Genomic DNA, 16603 nt, shown 5'->3' with positions numbered 1-16603 from the left:
ATCAGGTGTTTGCCGACACCTGAGCGGGGCTGTCGGCGCTTAGCGTATATCTGGGTCCGTTCTATGTACTGACCCCTCTTTGTAAGGTGGGGCAAGGTGCACGCCAAAGGAACCGATCGCGCCGCTCGATAAGAATGCCCTGCAGTGCGGGAAACCGGTGTACGGGGCCAGTGGCGTCGGTCGACGATCTGTCGTGAACGGTCGTGACACCGCACGCCGGCGGGTTCATACGAGCGTGCCGCGCCAGTCCGGGGCTGACCATCATCCCCATACCCAGGCCAGCACCAGCAGCGGGTGATCGCGATCTCCGAGATAACCGGACCCGGGAGCGCGCACTTCTCGTCCGCTGGACGCATACGTCTATGACGCCTGAAGAGTATCTCCGCCAGCAGCACGAGCATTGTCGCGCCAATCACATAGTAGCCATAAGCCATCGGTCTCTCCCCCAATGATGGGAGGGAGAGTACCGAATTCTATAGGTATTGTGCCCAATGTATATTATTGCCCGGTTCCATGAGTATAATTCATTGATCGATCTGCGTCGTCTGCGACACGTTGTCACGCTCGCGCGGAGTGGAAGCTATGTGCGCGCTGCAGAGGTACTCGCGTTGACGCAATCCGCGCTCAGCCGCAGCATCCAGGCGGCGGAAGCCGACTACGGCGTGCGGCTGTTCGATCGCGGGCGCAGCGGTGTGGCGCTCACGGCCGCGGGCCGCGCTCTCGTTGAAGAGGGGGAGCATCTGCTTCGTGACGCCCGAGCCCTTGACGACACTATGCGGCGAATAGGTGTTGGCGCAGCAGGTGACGTGAAACTGGGCTTGGGACCGTTGATCGCAAGCGCGAGCCTGCCATTTGTATTGCCCGCCTTGATTCGCAATCATCCGGCGATCCGAATACAGGTCATCATCGATGCGGGATCGGAATTGCTCCCCCAACTCGCCAGCGACGAAATCGAGTTCGCGATCTGCTCTCGCGCGGCATCTCCGATGGGTGAGGAGCATGAGGCAGAACCGATCTGTGATTTGCAGCCTGCCCTGCTGGCGCGCGCAGGTCACCCATTGGCCGGGCGGCGTGTCACGGAACCGGAGGTGCGGACCTTCCCAATGATCGGAGGGAAGCCGAGAAAGCAGGGTGAATTGTTGCCCTTCAGTTATGCGCCCCATCTTGCCTGCGACAATGCCGAGATATTACGCGAACTGACCCAGGAGAGCGATGCGCTGTGGATGTCATCTCCCGTCTTGGCCGTGGAGGAAATCGAGGAAGGTCGGATAGTCGCGATCGACTGCCCCGAATTGCTCCCCGCATGCTATGAGGTGGTAAAGGTCACCCGACGGCGACGAACCCAGTCACCAGCGGCGGAACTGGTAGCGGGGCAGCTCGCAGCTGCGCTTATACGCGCAGTGACGAAAGCGGCGTAGCGGCAGGGACGGCCGCTCTGGAACGGTAGTTCAACTTGTTCTGGTCGTCGAGAGGAGGGATCGGCGGCCGACGCCGCGCGCCGTCGGCCGTGGGAGGTGCCTGTGAACCCACCAGGTCAACTCGGGGAGGGGTCAGGCCACTTCGCCAATCTTGGAACGCCAGCTTTCGCTTCCGGTCTCGAGGATGTCGCGGTGCTGGGCGAGCGTTCTCGGCGCATTGGCGATCGACTTTAAGACAAACTGTTTTGGCAGAGCTGAGGTCTTCAGCTTGGTCCGGCTTTCGGCCGTGCCAGACTTAGCAAGTCTGCCGACGCTATGATTATCATACATATAAATGTTCAAGTTATGCATTGGACCGGCGGAGTGACGCCGGATACTGATGGGATAATAAAAGGGGAGGATTGCTATGACTAAATCTGCCATCAGATTGGCTCTTTTCGTTACATCCGCGCTGGCTAGCGTAGTGCCGAGCTTGGCAGCGGCGCAGGAGGGCGCCAATGCGAGCAGTTCGGCTCCTGTCGACGACATCATCGTCACGGCGCGCAGGCGCGACGAGACGTCGATAGCGGTTCCCGTTGTGCTCACGGCCGTGGGCGCGGCCGAACTCCAGCGGCGCGGGATCAACGGCGCCGACGCGCTCGCCCAGCTGGTTCCCGGCCTGACCATTTCAGGATCTGGCGGCGGTATCCAGGGCGGCACGATCGCGTTGCGCGGCGTCGCTGGCCCCGACACCAACCCGCTGGGCGATCAGGCGGTGTCGTTCAACATCGATAGCGTGCAGATCGCGAAATCGGGTGTACGCCGCCTCGGCTTCATGGATCTCCAGCAGGTCGAGGTTCTCAAGGGACCGCAGGCGCTGTTCTTCGGCAAGAACAGCCCGGCAGGCATCATTTCGCTCCGCACCGCCGACCCGACACCCCATTTCGCGGCCAAGGCCTCGTTGGGTTATGAGTTCAACGCGCATGAGTGGCGCGGCGAAGGGTTCGTTTCGGGACCGCTGACCGATACGCTGGGCGCGCGCCTTGCGTTCTACGGCTCGGATATGCGCGGCTGGGTGAAAAGCGTGGTTCCGGCGGACAGCCCCTTTGCCCCGTTCCACCGCTACGGTCCCCGCAATCGTGAATGGGCGGTGCGCGGTACATTGAAGTTCGATCCAACCGACGCGTTCAGCGCGCGCCTTAAACTTACCTATGGCAAGACCGACGGCGCATCGAACGCAAACAATGCGCAGGTGGTCAATTGCCCATTTGGGACCTCGCAGCTCGTGGGCGTAGTGAGCGATTGCAAGGCCGACACCCGCACTAACCGCACCGACAATATCGGCGCGGTTTTCACGCCCTACGAGCCAAGATTCGGTGATGGAGAGCTGTTTAGCAAAAGTAATCAGATCCTCGCCGGGCTGGAGATGAACTATAAGCTCGGCGATGCGATCGACCTCACCTCTGTGACCGGCTTCTATCGGAACGCGGTCGTCAATGTCGATCAGTTCGCTACCTATCCTGTCGTTCCAATCTTCAACTTCGGCAGTGTCGGCCTGCCGGCGCTTGCCGCCTTCGTCCAGTTCAAACACCGGCAGATTTCGCAGGAGCTTCGTGCGAACAGCCATTTTGACGGCCCCTTGAATTTCACGGTCGGCGGGATCTACACCGACACACGGTCATCGTCTGCCAACCACGCTTTCGGCAACGCCACCAACCCCGTCGAGGTGGCGCAATATCTGCTGACCCAGGACGGCACCGCCTATTCGGTGTTCGGCCAGGCACGGTTCGATGTTACGCCGCAACTCGAACTGTCAGCGGGCGGACGCTATTCGCATGAAAAGAAGACGCTCCCCGTCGCGCTTGCGGATTTCACCGGTTCGCGCACGAACCCGATGTTGCCCTTTGCGCCACCTGTGGATAGGGTTTCCTTCAACAATTTCTCGCCGGAGCTGACAGCCAGCTATCGCCCGAGCGAGAGGTTGACCTTTTTCGGATCGTATAAGACCGGGTTCCTGTCGGGCGGTTTCAATGGCAGTACGGCGTCCTTTGCCGTTCCCATCAATTATGGACCGCAGAAGATCAAAGGCTTCGAGGGCGGCGTGAAAGCGGCGTTGCTGGATGGCGCGCTTCGCACCAATCTCTCGGTCTTCAGCTATAAGGTCACCGGCCTTCAGGTCACCGCCTTTGAGGGTACTATCGGCACGATCCGGAACGCCGGCGGCGTGCGGACCAAGGGCATCGAGTTCGACATGAGCTACCGCACACCGATCGAGGGACTGACCCTGAGAGGCGCCCTCAACTATAATCACGCACGCTACACTGACTATTTCGGGCCGTGCTGGCGGGGACAATCGCAAGGACAGGGCTGTAATTTCCGCGCGACCGGCGGCGGCAACGCCCGCCCGATCCTGCCGGGCGAGAATGGCAATGTTCAGGATCTGGCTGGAAAGCGTCTCATCAACGCGCCCGACTGGGCCGGGAATGTCGGCGCAAACTATGAAACCCCGCTTGGCGATTCGCTGAAGCTTGGCCTTTCGACAGATATCGACTTCGCGAGCCGGTCGCCTCATGATGCCAGCCTGTTTCCGCTCCTGATCTCGCCCAAATATGCCCTCGTGGGCGCCACGGCGCGCATCGCGAATGCCGACAACAAATGGGAAGTGGCGTTGATCGGCCGCAATCTGACCGAAAAATATTATTGGGCAAGCGGACAGCAGTTGCAATTCACCGGCGGTATTTCCGGCACCACCACCGCAGGTGCACCGGCAGATGCCTATGCGGTAATCAATCGCGGCCGGGAAATCATGCTTCGTCTGACGGTTGCCTTCGGGCAATAGTCATCGGCGCTGACACTGCTGTCGTGCGAACCTTGGTATCCGGAAATGGATATCAAGGTCCGTGCGTGGGTGCGATGGTTTGAAAGAAAGCCAGCCTTTGAACGGAAGGAAATTGCCGCGCGCGAGAGCGGCGGTCGGTATAAAGCGGGGCGTATCCCTGTGTAGAGGTCAACGGCCTTAAGCTCGCACTGGCTAAGACGATTGAAACCGTAAACGCGGCTTGAGGAACAAAAGGGATGGATATGTCGACGCGGATTTCGATGGTGGCTCTGGTCATCGCGCTTGCTGGTAGTAGCGCCACCGGGCAAACTCCGGGACTTCTGGATCAGAAGCCCGCCAGCGCCAAGACCCGCGAGGTGCTCGCAAAGCCAATACCTACGAGTTCGGAGGACCGACGCGACTTCGACTTCAGCGAGCGCGGCTTCATGGGGACTATTCCATCGGTCAAGGATGCAAATGGCCGCGTTCTGCGCGACCTGACCGCTTATGACTGGGCGGCCAAGACCAAACCCGACACCGTCAATCCCAGCCTCTTGCGTGCGACCGCTCTCTCCGCACGCAGCGGCCTCTTCAAGGTGGTGGACGGCGTCTACCAGGTGCGTGGCGTTGATGCCGCGAACATGACCATCGTCGAAACCGCGACCGGCTATCTGATCGTTGACCCGCTGATGTTCAAGGAAACGGCCCAGGCAGCCATGGATCTGGTGTATGCCAAGGTAGGCCGCCGTCCGGTGCGGGCTGTGATCTACACACATTCCCATGGTGATCATTACGGTGGTGTCCGGGGCGTGGTCACGGAAGCGGATGTGAAGGCTGGCAAGGTTGCGATCATAGCTCCGGACGGATTTATGCGAGAACTCATATCCGAGAGTGTCATCGCCGGTCCCGCCATGGGCCGCCGTACACAATATCACGCCGGATCCGCCCTGAAAGAAGACCCACAGGGCCTCGTTGGCATCGGCGTGGCGCTAGGCCACCTGGAGGGCACCAGTACTTTCCTGGCTCCCACGGACACTGTAACCCACACCGGGGAGACCCGGCGGATCGACGGCCTGGACATCGAGTTCCAGATGGTGCCCGAGAGCGAGGCCCCTTCCGAAATGAACCTCTATCTGCCGAAGCAGCGCGCCCTGCTGATCGCGGAGACCGCCAGTTGCAGTCTGCACAATGTTCAGACGTTGCGCGGCGCGCGGCCTCGGGATGCTCTGCGCTGGGCGGGCTATCTGACCGAGGACCTGAACCTTTACGCCGGGCGGTCCGATGTGGTGATGATGAGCCACTGCTGGCCCAGATTTGGACAGGGCGAGGTTAAATCATTCCTCACCAAGCAGCGTGACACCTACAAGTTCATCCACGACCAGACCGTCCGCCTGATGAATATGGGAGAGACGCCCACCGAGATCGGCGACGAACTCCAACTGCCCGAAAGCCTCGCAAAGGAGTGGTACAACCGCGGCTACTACGGCACGGTCAGCCATAACGCGAAAGGAGTCTATGACCGTTACCTTGGCTGGTTCGATGGGGTTCCTGCCAACCTCAACCCACTGCCAACGGATGAGGCCGCAAAACGCTATGTGAAATTGGCCGGCGGACCGGAGAAGATGCTTGCCGCAGGTCAGGCCGCTGCGACCAGCGGTGATTACCGCTGGGCGGCCGAAGTACTGCAGAAGCTAGTTTTTGCCCAGCCCACAGTGAAGGCGCGTGCCGCGCTGGCGGACGTTTACGAACAACTGGGATACCAGAGCGAGAGCGGTCTCTGGCGAAATTTTTACCTCTCCGCAGCAAAGGATCTTCGGGAGCTTCAGCGGCCTCAGCCGCCGTCCATGACAAAAATTCCCGACGCCATGCTGGCGATCCCGACATCTGCTTATCTGGATGTCTTGGCGACAAGGTTGGATCCCGCCAAGATCGGCGATGCGCCACTGACCCTGAACCTCATCGTCAATGACAGGGGCGAGCGTGCGCTGATCACTCTTTCCAACCATGTCCTCCTGGGAGAGATGGGAGGCAACAGCGATACGGCCAACGCAACCATCGAGGCACGGTGGACCACCATATTGCAGCTTTTCTCCGGTGCTCAGCTGGCAAAATTGGAGTCAGGCAGCGGTCTGAAAATCGCGGGCGACAAGGGCGCTGTCGAGCGCCTGCGGTCAGCTCTTACGACCTTCACCGACTTCAACATCGTCACGCCATAACGTAGATGGCCAGGACGCCAGCCTCAACGTCAAGGGTGCCTATCTGGAGGTTGGGGCCGACATGATTGGCTCGATCGGCGTCATCGCTGGCGCGCTCGTCATCCGGCTCGCCGGATGGACCCTGGTTGACCCGATCGTCGCGATCGGGATTGGGCTCTGGGTTCTACCGCACACCTGGGTGCTGCTGCGCGATACGAAATACGGGTAGCCAATAAATTAGGTATGTTAAATCGAACGTGCTTGTGGACCTGATGGTGAATGGACATGCGGATAAACCAGTTATCACATAAGCCTTATTGCACCATCTTTATAAGGTGGCTACACGGCGGCTATGGATGCGACCGCGCCCGATCTGATCGAAACTCATGGAAATGGGCAGTTTCTTGTCGTGGAGGTAGCGAACGGCCGTTCGTCGGCCGGCGCTATGCCGGAGATCGCGTGGACGGCGACCCAGATGCGCGCCGGCGCTCGCATCGTCATCAACGAGACCCTGATCGCGGCATTTCAGGCGGCGAGCTCGCCGCATTCGATCCGGGCGCTCAAAAATGACCTCGAAGCGTTCGACGCCTGGTGCCGGCGCCATAACCGAATCGCGCTGCCGGCGCCTCCGGAAACGGTCGCCGACTATCTCGATGCCCGGGCAGGGCAGGGGGCTAAGCCTGCCTCCCTTGGCCGCTACAAGGCCTCGATCGCCAAGATCCATCAACTGCTCGACCTCAAAAATCCAACCCAAGCCGAACTGGTCAAATTGCGCCTGCGCGCCATCCGGCGCGAGAAGGGGACTGCTCAAGCCCAGGCGCGACCGCTACGGTTCAAGGGGCCGGTGCGCGATGTCGAGCGTGACAAGCGCCGCGGGATCAACGTGGGGGCGCTGCTCGAGGCATGTGCCGATGATCTACCGGGCTTGCGAGACCGCGCTTTGCTGTCGGTCGCCTATGACACCGGCCTGCGGGCCTCGGAGCTGACTGCCGTTGCAATTGAGCATATCATCGAGGCACTCGATCTTGAGGCGCGCCTTCTCGAAATACAGCGCAGTAAGGGCGATCAGGAAGGGGAAGGGGCGACCGCTTTCCTGTCGCCGCGCTCGGTGAGAGCGATCACCGCGTGGACCGAGGCGGCCGACATCTCCTCCGGCCCGCTGTTCCGGCGCGTCCAGGTCCGGCGATACAAAGCCCGAGCCGCGGTGAAAGGTCGGCCGATCCACAGCATCTCGAGCCGTGAAACCTGGGATCTACGTAAGACGCTCTCGAAACCGGCGGTGCCGGCGCGGGTCGAATACGATGTCGGGACGACGGCGCTCCATCCCGGATCGATCGGGCCGATCTTTCGGACGATCATCCAGCGTGCATTCGACCGCGGCGCGCTTGGTGATTTGACGGCCGAAGACCTGGCGCGGCTGCTCAAGGGGATCAGCGCGCATTCGACCCGAGTCGGTTTGAACCAGGACCTGTTCGCCAGCGGCGAGGATCTCGCCGGGATCATGGACGCGCTGCGCTGGAAGAGCCCGCGTATGCCGCTGGCTTACAATCGGAACTTGGCAGCTGAGCAAGGGGCCGCCGGACGCCTCATGGCTAAAATTGGTTAGCGTGGAGCCGACATCCTTGCGCGATCACACGACATCGATCGGCGATCACGTCGGCAATTAGGCAATAGCGAGCTTCTCGAGTCCCTCATAATGAAGTGGCTCAAGGGTTTTGATCATCTCGAGCAGAAAGGTCACGTTCTTCTGAGTCTCGGCAACCAAGGCCGGATCGAAGCCCTTGCCGGTCGGGTGGGAGAGATCGTTGGAGAATTTGTAGATAGCAGTCTTCTTGTGCGGATCGAATGTGGTGCTTTCCAGCTTGGCGTAGACGCTATTCTCATAGGGTCGGTGGAACTCGAGGAACGTCTCCAGCACTTTCCGCGCTACGTTCGGAATATGGTAGGCTGCGAGAATGGTCCCGTCCGACTTGAAGCCGTGCAGCAGCTTGAACAGGAAATTATATTCGCTCGGATGATCGAGCAGCAGTCTGTCAAGCGGCCGCAGGCCCGCCTCGCGACTGGTCTCGGTCTCGCTGCAGACGATCATGTAATAGGATTTCGTGCCGACCGATCTGGGAACGCTTTTCAGCCAGTTGAGCAGGAGTTTCAGAAAATCGAAATTGTGGGTCAGCAAGAAGATCTGCTTGGCATCCTTCACCGCATTCTTGAGAAAGGCGAAGGCCTGGTAGATTGACGCGGCATCCATGCTGGAAATTGGATCGTCGATCACGACGATGCCCTCGGCGAGATCGAAATCCTGATCGCCGAGCTGCACGATGAAATAGAGAAAGGCGATCGCGGTCTTCTCGCCCTCGGACAGGCGCTTGGCAGCCTTGCCCCGCCGCAGCACGCGATACCCCTCGTTGCTGGATTCGAAGCGTAGATCGGTGCGTCCCAGAAAATCGCGGAGTCGCTCGGTCATCTGCGCGCCGCCGGCATGCTCGCTCGAGACCTGCGCCTGTTTGGTTTCGTAGGAGACCTTGATCACCGCAAGGCTGCGCGGGTCCGGCAGGTCGGGAGCACCATCGGTCAGCTTCGAGACGATCGCCTTTTGGGCTTCGATCTGCTGATCCAGATCGCGCACCTGGGCATCGATCGTCGACAGATAATGACGCTGGATCTGCGCGCGGGCGTCAGCTTTCGCGGCATCGAACTCTGCCGACTTGCGATTGTGACGCTCGACGAGCGCTGCGAGCGTGGCGATTGCCGCTACCAATAAAGACGGGTCGATCACGATCGGTGCCGAGCTTGCCGTGGACCGATTGAGCAGCTTGTCCTCGAGAAGCGCTGCGACAGCGTCCAGTTGGCCGACGACCTCGTCACGACGCCGCGTGATGACTTGGCACGCCGCCTCATAGTCATCGCGGAGCTCAGCATAGAGCGCCGTTCTCGCAGGAAGCTCAAGCATCCCCAGCGCATCCCGTAGCGCATGCACGACGTCCAGCGCCGCCAGGATATCGGATTTCAGGCGCTGATCCTCGACACCGAAATGCTCTGCAAGCGCGGCCATCCGGGCCGGCGGCAGTGGCTGATCGCAGAATTCGCAGTGTGCAGAGCCGTGGTTCCGGTGGAGGGCGACGCCCTGTTCGACCCAAACCGCGATCGCGGGTTCCTCGACCAGGCGGCGCAGCACGCCCGCTTGGGCGGTGCGGGCGAGTAAGGCTGAGACCAATCCGGGCAGAGCTGCAGTGATATCGACGAATGGACTCGCCGAAAGGACCGGCCCGCCGCCGTAGCTGGCAAGCGTCGGGGACGTGATCGAATCGAGCTGCTCCTGATGGACCGTCGCGCGATGCGCTTCGAGCAGGGCATCGTTCAGCGGCGCCAGATCGCGCTCTTTGGCGAAGGCGGCCTCGGCGTCGGGTTTGCGATAGCTGCGCAAGGTGCTGCCGCTCGTCGCCTCGCCAATGGTCTTGGCAATCGCCGAAAAGACCTTCCCCTTGTCGCTATCGAGCTTGGTTATCGCTTTCTGTGCGACATCGATCGCAGCGCTCCGCTCGCCATGCAGTTTCTTCTCGGCGACGACGTCGTCCGCCAGCGCCTTGTTGTCTTCGCCGATGATTAGTATGTGACGCAGCGGAGCGTGGAACTGCCCGATATTCGCCTCGACATAGTCCGAGTTGAATACGCGGACCTTGCGCGCATAGCGCTGCCCCTTCGCAAGCACCCCGGACTGGCTGTCGATCGAGAATTGGAGGTCGGCATATTCGGCATGCTCGCCGGCTTCCAGGCAGCCGAACAACCGGGAAAGCGTCGTCTTTCCCGAGCCGTTCTCGCCATAGACGATGTTGTAGCGGCCGAATTCGGGCAGCTCGGCCGTCGGTGTAAAGTCGCCGAAGACACCCAGCCCCTGGATGCGCTTGATCGCGGTCAGCATGGTGCACCAGCGTCGTTTAGACCGACCAGGATATTGAGGTCAGGAGATGGCGCAAGGCGAAGCGGCTGTGACGACGCGAAGCAGCGGAAGCCACCCGCCAATATCTCGGAAATATGCAATCGTTCCCCCCACGCGACTCGGTCTGTATACCAGCCGGACGCCCTACTGCACGGTATTCTGGAAGGTGGAGCAAGCAAAGCCGGGAAAGATCCAAGTCGTCTGCCACCGCATGCATCCGTCCCACGCTTTGAGCTACACTCTGCCGGCGAGGCGCAATCGGTTGATGGTTTAGCTGGTAGCGCATCCGTGCGACTTTGCTCGAGCGCAGCAGGATACACCACATGACGTGCTTCAGGATCGATGAGAGTGGCTACACCGGTTTTGATCTGCTCAATTCAGAGCAGCGCTTCCAGGGAGCAACCGCGATCGCGATCGAAGACGATGATGCAGCGGCGCTGATCAGGCACCACTTCCCCAGACTGCAAGCGCCAGAACTCAAGTTCAGTGCGCTCTCCCGCAGACCGTCCAGTCACGTTCCGCTGCTGGCATTGCTGCGCGATCTGTTAGCCGGATACAAATCGGTCACCTACGTCTGCGACAAGCGGTTCCTGCTAACCCTCATGTTTCTAGAATTTGCGGCCGAGCCATTTTACTATGAGCGCGACCTCAATTTCTACGAGCACGGGCAAAACTTTACGCTCGGCTCCATCCTCTACACGGGAGGGCCTACCCTGCTCGGGGAAGGGCTGTTCGAGAAACTCATTGCAGCGTTCCAGCGCGCCGTGAAGGAGAAGAGCCCCGAAGCTCTGCGCGAGCTCGTCGATGCGGCGCGCCGTACCAACTGGCGCGAACTTCCAGAAGCGTTGGGCCCGATAGCGGAGGCCGCGCCAGAATGCCTGGCGGCCATCGCGTCGCCGGGCGTGACCACGGATGCCGCAATGGTAGTGCTCCAGGCGCTGATCAGCCGCATGGAGGCGATGTCCTATGGTCCATACCGCGTCGAACATGACCAGTCGAAGAACCTCGAGACTTACCATGATCTGATCCGGAAATTTGTCGACCACGACGAAGAGGTCGAGTTCCGATCCTCAGAAATCGCGACGCTCAAATTCCCGCTGAAGTTGTCCGGTGTTGTGCAGGTCGACTCGAAGTCGAGCGCGGCGGTGCAACTCGCGGATGTTCTGGTCGGCGCTACGCTCGAAGTGACCAATACCCTAGCTGGTTTACGAAAGGGCGGCTTGGATCCGGAACATATGATTCCGCTTTATGCGGAGGATCAGATCATCCACCTTTTTCCGTCGATAGATGTTGCGGAGCAGCGACGCTTTCGTTCCGGGTCACAAGGAGCCGAGATGATTGACTATTTTGCCGCGAATTTTGGGGTGAAGCGATAGCCGGTCGCACAGCCGACGAACCAAAATGCAGCGCGTGGATGACGACGAAGATTCCGCTTTGCTGCGCGAGATGCTAGACGGTGCCCGATGCTGGGCAATTTCACTTTTATCCACGCGGCGGACATTCATCTCGACAGTCCATTGCATGGATTGTCGCGGAAAGACGAGGCGTTCTCCCAGCTGGTGCGCGGCGCCACGCGCAAGGCATTCTCGAACGTCGTCGACCTTGCGATCGAGGATGGTGCCGCCTTCGTCGTGATCGCTGGTGACCTGTATGACGGCGCGTGGAAGGACCAGTCGACCGGCCAGTTCGCCATCGCGCAACTGGCTCGCCTCGCGCGAGCAGGGATTCGTTCGGTGGTCGTGTTCGGAAATCACGATGCGGACAGCCGCGTTACCCGACACCTCACAGCGCCTGAGGGCGTCTACAAGCTCAAAAGTGCGAAGTGCGAGACCGTCCTTTTTGACGATCTCGGCGTCGCTATCCACGGCCGCAGCTACAAAGAGGCGGCAACCACCGAGAACATCGCGTCTACCTACTGTCCGCCGGTCGCGGGACTGCTAAACATCGCGCTCCTACACACCGCACTCGATGGGCATGAGGGCCACGCGAATTACGCGCCCTGCAGCCTAGGCGAACTGCAAGCGGCGGGGCACGACTACTGGGCTCTCGGCCACGTCCATGACCATGCGATCCGGTCTGACCATCCGCACGTTGTCTTTGCCGGCAACACCCAAGGTCGGCACATCCGCGAAACCGGATCCAAGGGTGCCGTCCTGGTGCGAGTGGAGGAAGGGGCCATTAGCCATGTCGAGCACCGCGCTACAGACGAAGTACGATGGGCCCATGCCCAGGTCGATGCGAGTCGCGCGCGCGATCCCATTGAAGCGCTCGCGGCGATACAGGACTCGCTCCGTCCCGCTGTGCTTGGAGCCAATGGTCGGCCAATGGCCGCTCGGGTGTCGATCGAGGTCGACGGGACACTCGCACAGCGACTGAAGGCTGATCCAGCTTGGTTCGAAGCAGAGGTGCGTGGGCACGCGGCCGGTGTCTCGGATGCACTCTGGATTGAACGCGTCAAGATAGTGACGCGCGACAATGCGCTACCGATCGGTCTCCCGCTGGAGCTTCAGGAACTGCTGGCTCAGGCGCTCGACGATCCGGACTGCCGTCGTGCGGTTGAGAATGCGGTAGCCCCTCTGACCGCCAAACTGCCCGCTGACATCGACGATCCCGACATCGCGCCCCTGTTGGCGTCGGCTCGGGCACGGGACGGTGAAGCACTGGTCCGCGCTGCCAGGTCGCTCGTCGAGGCGCGGCTTGGGGAAGGGGCGGACTGATGCGGTTTCGCCAGCTCGAACTCGTACGCTATGGCGGTTTTGCAGATCGCGTGTTCGATTTCGGCGAGGGTCGACCCGACCTTCATCTCATCGTCGGTCCCAACGAGGCCGGGAAATCAACGACGCTGCAGGCCATCGGCGACTTCCTATTTGGCATCCCCGAACGATCGGCTCAAAACTGGCGCTACGAATATGGGCAGCTCCGCCTGCGCGCTCTGATCGAGCACGAAGATGACTTGCTGGATGTAACGCGCCGGAAGGGCAAACGCGACACGCTGCTGAAGCCGGACGGCACGCCGTTTGCAGATGATTCGCTCGTGCGATTGCTGGGCGGCATCGACCGGGCTGGGTTCGAGCGTATGTTCGGTCTCGATCACACCAAGTTGCGGCAAGGAGGAGAGAGCATCCTCGGCGGTCGCGACGATGCGGCACGCATCACGCTTGAGGCCGGGACCGGCGTTTCTCATATTGGCAAGGAGCTGTCCCGGCTAACCGACACGGCCAGCGAGCTGTTCAAGTCGGGCGGCCAAAACCCGCCAGTAAATCGTCTGATGCGCGAACGATCGGAAGCGCTCGCACAGGTACGCCTGACATCAATCAGCGACGCGGAATGGACGCAGTCACGCCAGCGCCGTACCCAAGCCGAGGAACGCCGAACCAAACTCATCGAAGAGGCTGAGGCACTTGATCGAGAGCACGCACGGCTCGACCGGGTAGGAAGGGCACGTGCCCCTTCCGCTCGGCTCACCAACGCACGCAGCGAACTAACCGACCTAACATCGCTACCCGAGCTGCCTGCGGACGCGGCGGCACGTCTGACCGCGGCACGTGCCGAGCGCCTGACCGCAACAGAGCTCAAGGTACAGGTCGATGCCGACCTGCTGCGGGTCGATGCAGCAATCTCAGGTGTGGAGGCGCCCGGCAGCATTCTTGCCCAGCGTGATCGTATCGAGGCGCTTGAAGAGCGACGCCCCGTAATTGCCAAAGCAGCGGTCGACCTGGAGCGTCGGCGTGCGGAGCTCGAGCGGATCGACATGCGCATCACCAGCACGCGGGCAGAAGCGCGGATCTCACCGGATGTAGCGCTTCCGTCGGCTGGTTGGCGGAAACGCGCCTCGCTACACCTCGAAGCCCGGCGGCAAGTCAAATCGCGTGAAGCCGCTTCGCTCAAGGAGAGCGCCAGGCTGAACCGCGACCGCGAACGGATACAGCACGACCTCTCCGCGCTGGGAGATGACGCTGGCCTTGCGGCGTTGACGGCCGCGCTTGCCTTGCTTCCTGCTGACGCCGAGCACCGACTTAAGGTCGCGGGATCGGACGCGGATCGCAAGCGCGCTTTGGCGGCTGAGCGTCTGGCGAATCTCGCGCCCTGGCGAGGATCGGCTGCTTTGCTGCGGGAGCTTCTGCCACCTACCGAGGCAGCGGCGGCGGAAGTGCGACGAGCCGCTGAAACTGCGTTAGCGAACGCGACGGCAGCGCGGAAGGATGCGGAGAACGCCGAAGCCAGCGCGATCCGTGCACAGGCAAAGCTCAAGAGCTTGATCGCCGGCGGGACCGTCCCGACGGCTGATGCCGTGGCAGCTATCCGCCGCGTCCGAGATGAGCATGTTCAACACGTGCGCGAGCGGCTCGTGGCAGCGCCTTCGCCGGATGACGAAGGCGTCGGCCGAGAAATGGCGGATGCGATCGCGCAGGCCGACCAGTTGGCAGATCGGCGCGATGCCGAAGCAACGCGCGTGGCCGAATATGCCCTGATGATCGTTGCCGCGGACGAGGCGAACGAGCTGCTCACCCTCTCGAACAAGCGTGAAGAGACGTATCGGCAGGAGCTCAAGCAGATCGAGGATAGCTGGAATTCCCGACTGCACGCTCTGGGCTTCGATCCATCGATCCTCCCGGCGGAGCTTGCTGGATGGCTGACAAAACGCGCGGCAGCCCTAGAAGCAGAAGGCGAGAGTACGACCGCTGCTCAGGCGTTCGAGGATCTGAAGTCACAGGTCATCGGCGCCCGTACCGCAATCGCTGAAGGCTTTGCTGCTTGCGGGGGTCGCGCCACGACGATCGACGATCCGACGCTCATAAGGCGGGTAACCGAGCGGGCTGCTGAGCTCAGCGGGAACGCCGCTAGACGTATCAACCTGATGACCGAGGCAGAAACTGTCGAAGATGGTGTTGCCGAACTTCGAAATGAAGACGCGGAGCTTGAGAAGGAGCGAGGTGAGCTTGAGGAGGCGCTGCAGCGGCTTGTTCTCGAGGCGGGCCTGCCGGGCGACGCCGACGAGATCGTCGTGGCCGATGCGCTTGAGACATTAGCTCAAATCAATGAGGACGCCGGTGCGAGGGAGAGCATCCAACGCCAAGTGAGTGGGATCGAACAAGACCGCGCTGCTTTTGAAACAGAGCTCGCCGAAATTCTCTTCCCGATCGGCATTGCGCGGAGGGGAGAGGCGGTTGATCAAACGCGCCAGCTCGCACTCTCTCTTCGTGACGCGGTTCGCAGTGAGGAAGTGCTCGCGACGCACGCCATTGAACGCGATCGGCTCATCACCGAACTCGAGCGCGTGCAACGTCGGCTCGACAACGCCGGGGTTTCGATCGAAGAACTGATGCACATGGCTGGCGTCGCGACGGATGCTGATTTGGATCAGATCATCGCGGGCGTCGATCGACGGGAAGCTGCTCGGACTATCGAACGTGAAGCACTCGCCGAACTTGCTGGCATGGACAACGGCGCAGGGCTGGAAGCGCTCGCTCTCGAAATCGCCTCTCTGCCGATTGAGGAAGAAGCGGCTGCTCGCGTCCGCATTGAGGATCGCCGCCGTGAGGTCGCTGCGGAACGTGAGGTGGTGGGTCGCACCCTGAATACCGCCGATGACGAAGCGGTTCGCGCCGCTACCGAGAGCGCCGCTGCCGACGCGCAGCAAGTTGCGGCCGATACAACTGCGGCGCTGGCACAGGCTGCGGAAGAGCATATCCAGGCAGTGACAGCGGCGGCGCTCCTACGCTGGATGTTGGATCGTCACCGCGCCACCAATCAGGCGCCCCTCATCGCGCGCGCAGGCGCTCTGTTCGAACAGGTGACCGAAGGCGCGTTCTCCGGGCTCACGATCGGGTACGCAAACGACGATCGGCCTGTCATCCTTGCCAAGCGCGCGGACGGCGTTGAGGTTGGCGTGGAATCACTCAGCGAAGGTACGCGCGATCAACTCTACCTCGCGCTTCGCCTTGGATCGATCGAGGGCCGGGCAGGAGCCGGGGCGTTGCCGATTGTCTGCGACGACCTACTCATCACCGCCGACGATGCAAGATCAGCTGCGCTCTTCAAAGTTCTCTCGGCCGCCGCCGAGCATAGTCAGGTCATTGTGTTCAGCCACCATACTCATTTGATCGACATCGCAAAGCAGGCAGTCGGCATGGATGGGTTCAAACTTCACATGATCGAGCCAGCTTCAGCAATAGCCGCCTGAGAAACGACTCGACTTTCCATCGAATCGAAGTCGGCGGCTCCTGGTGGCGATCCGTATTCCATAATGCCTAAT

Annotated in this window: 10 protein-coding genes; 8 read left to right on the top strand and 2 right to left on the bottom strand. The window is 61.1% G+C overall.

Going from position 1 to position 16603, the window contains the following annotated elements:
• Positions 1-491 precede the first annotated feature (491 nt).
• Positions 492-1418, top strand: coding sequence for a LysR family transcriptional regulator (locus AAC640_RS15705; protein WP_340267933.1), 927 nt, complete (start codon positions 492-494; stop codon positions 1416-1418).
• Between the two features lie 132 nt (positions 1419-1550).
• Here AAC640_RS15705 and AAC640_RS15700 read toward each other — a convergent pair whose 3' ends face one another.
• Positions 1551-1841: a hypothetical protein gene (locus tag AAC640_RS15700; RefSeq protein ID WP_340267931.1), complete on the bottom strand. Its 291-nt coding sequence runs from the start codon at positions 1839-1841 to the stop codon at positions 1551-1553.
• A gap of 40 nt (positions 1842-1881) precedes the next feature.
• Here AAC640_RS15700 and AAC640_RS15695 point away from each other — a divergent pair, with 40 nt between their 5' ends.
• The 4 genes from AAC640_RS15695 to AAC640_RS15680 all read left to right on the top strand — a co-directional run bounded on the left by AAC640_RS15695 (position 1882) and on the right by AAC640_RS15680 (position 8016).
• Positions 1882-4236: a TonB-dependent receptor gene (locus AAC640_RS15695; RefSeq protein ID WP_340267929.1), complete on the top strand. Its 2355-nt coding sequence runs from the start codon at positions 1882-1884 to the stop codon at positions 4234-4236.
• A 236-nt stretch (positions 4237-4472) separates the two neighbouring features.
• Positions 4473-6431, top strand: a complete 1959-nt coding sequence (locus AAC640_RS15690; RefSeq protein ID WP_340267927.1) for an alkyl/aryl-sulfatase — start codon at positions 4473-4475, stop codon at positions 6429-6431.
• Positions 6370-6639 (top strand): cation transporter, encoded by a 270-nt coding sequence (locus tag AAC640_RS15685; RefSeq protein ID WP_340267939.1) that lies wholly within the window; start codon positions 6370-6372, stop codon positions 6637-6639. The genes AAC640_RS15690 and AAC640_RS15685 overlap by 62 nt, the downstream gene beginning before the upstream one ends.
• A 216-nt stretch (positions 6640-6855) precedes the next feature.
• Positions 6856-8016, top strand: a complete 1161-nt coding sequence (locus AAC640_RS15680) for a tyrosine-type recombinase/integrase (RefSeq protein WP_340267937.1) — start codon at positions 6856-6858, stop codon at positions 8014-8016.
• Positions 8017-8073: 57 nt separating this feature from the next.
• Here the strand turns inward: AAC640_RS15680 and AAC640_RS15675 are convergent, their stop codons facing one another.
• A complete protein-coding gene (locus AAC640_RS15675; RefSeq protein WP_340267925.1) occupies positions 8074-10329 on the bottom strand; it encodes an AAA family ATPase in 2256 nt (751 codons plus the stop codon).
• A gap of 341 nt (positions 10330-10670) precedes the next feature.
• On the opposite strand from AAC640_RS15675, the gene AAC640_RS15670 reads away from it, so the two are divergent.
• From AAC640_RS15670 to AAC640_RS15660, 3 genes are all read left to right on the top strand, one after another.
• A complete protein-coding gene (locus AAC640_RS15670; RefSeq protein WP_340267923.1) occupies positions 10671-11723 on the top strand; it encodes a DUF3800 domain-containing protein in 1053 nt (350 codons plus the stop codon).
• Positions 11724-11810: 87 nt separating this feature from the next.
• Complete coding sequence (locus AAC640_RS15665) at positions 11811-13064, top strand: metallophosphoesterase family protein (protein ID WP_340267921.1); 1254 nt, start codon at positions 11811-11813, stop codon at positions 13062-13064.
• Positions 13064-16531, top strand: a complete 3468-nt coding sequence (locus AAC640_RS15660) for an ATP-binding protein (RefSeq protein ID WP_340267919.1) — start codon at positions 13064-13066, stop codon at positions 16529-16531. The genes AAC640_RS15665 and AAC640_RS15660 overlap by 1 nt, the downstream gene beginning before the upstream one ends.
• Positions 16532-16603: the final 72 nt, after the last annotated feature.

Source organism: Sphingobium mellinum, from assembly GCF_037860795.1.
Classification (GTDB): domain Bacteria; phylum Pseudomonadota; class Alphaproteobacteria; order Sphingomonadales; family Sphingomonadaceae; genus Sphingobium; species Sphingobium mellinum.
Note: the sequence above shows the minus strand (reverse complement) of the source record. Positions and strands in the feature narration are given on the sequence as shown.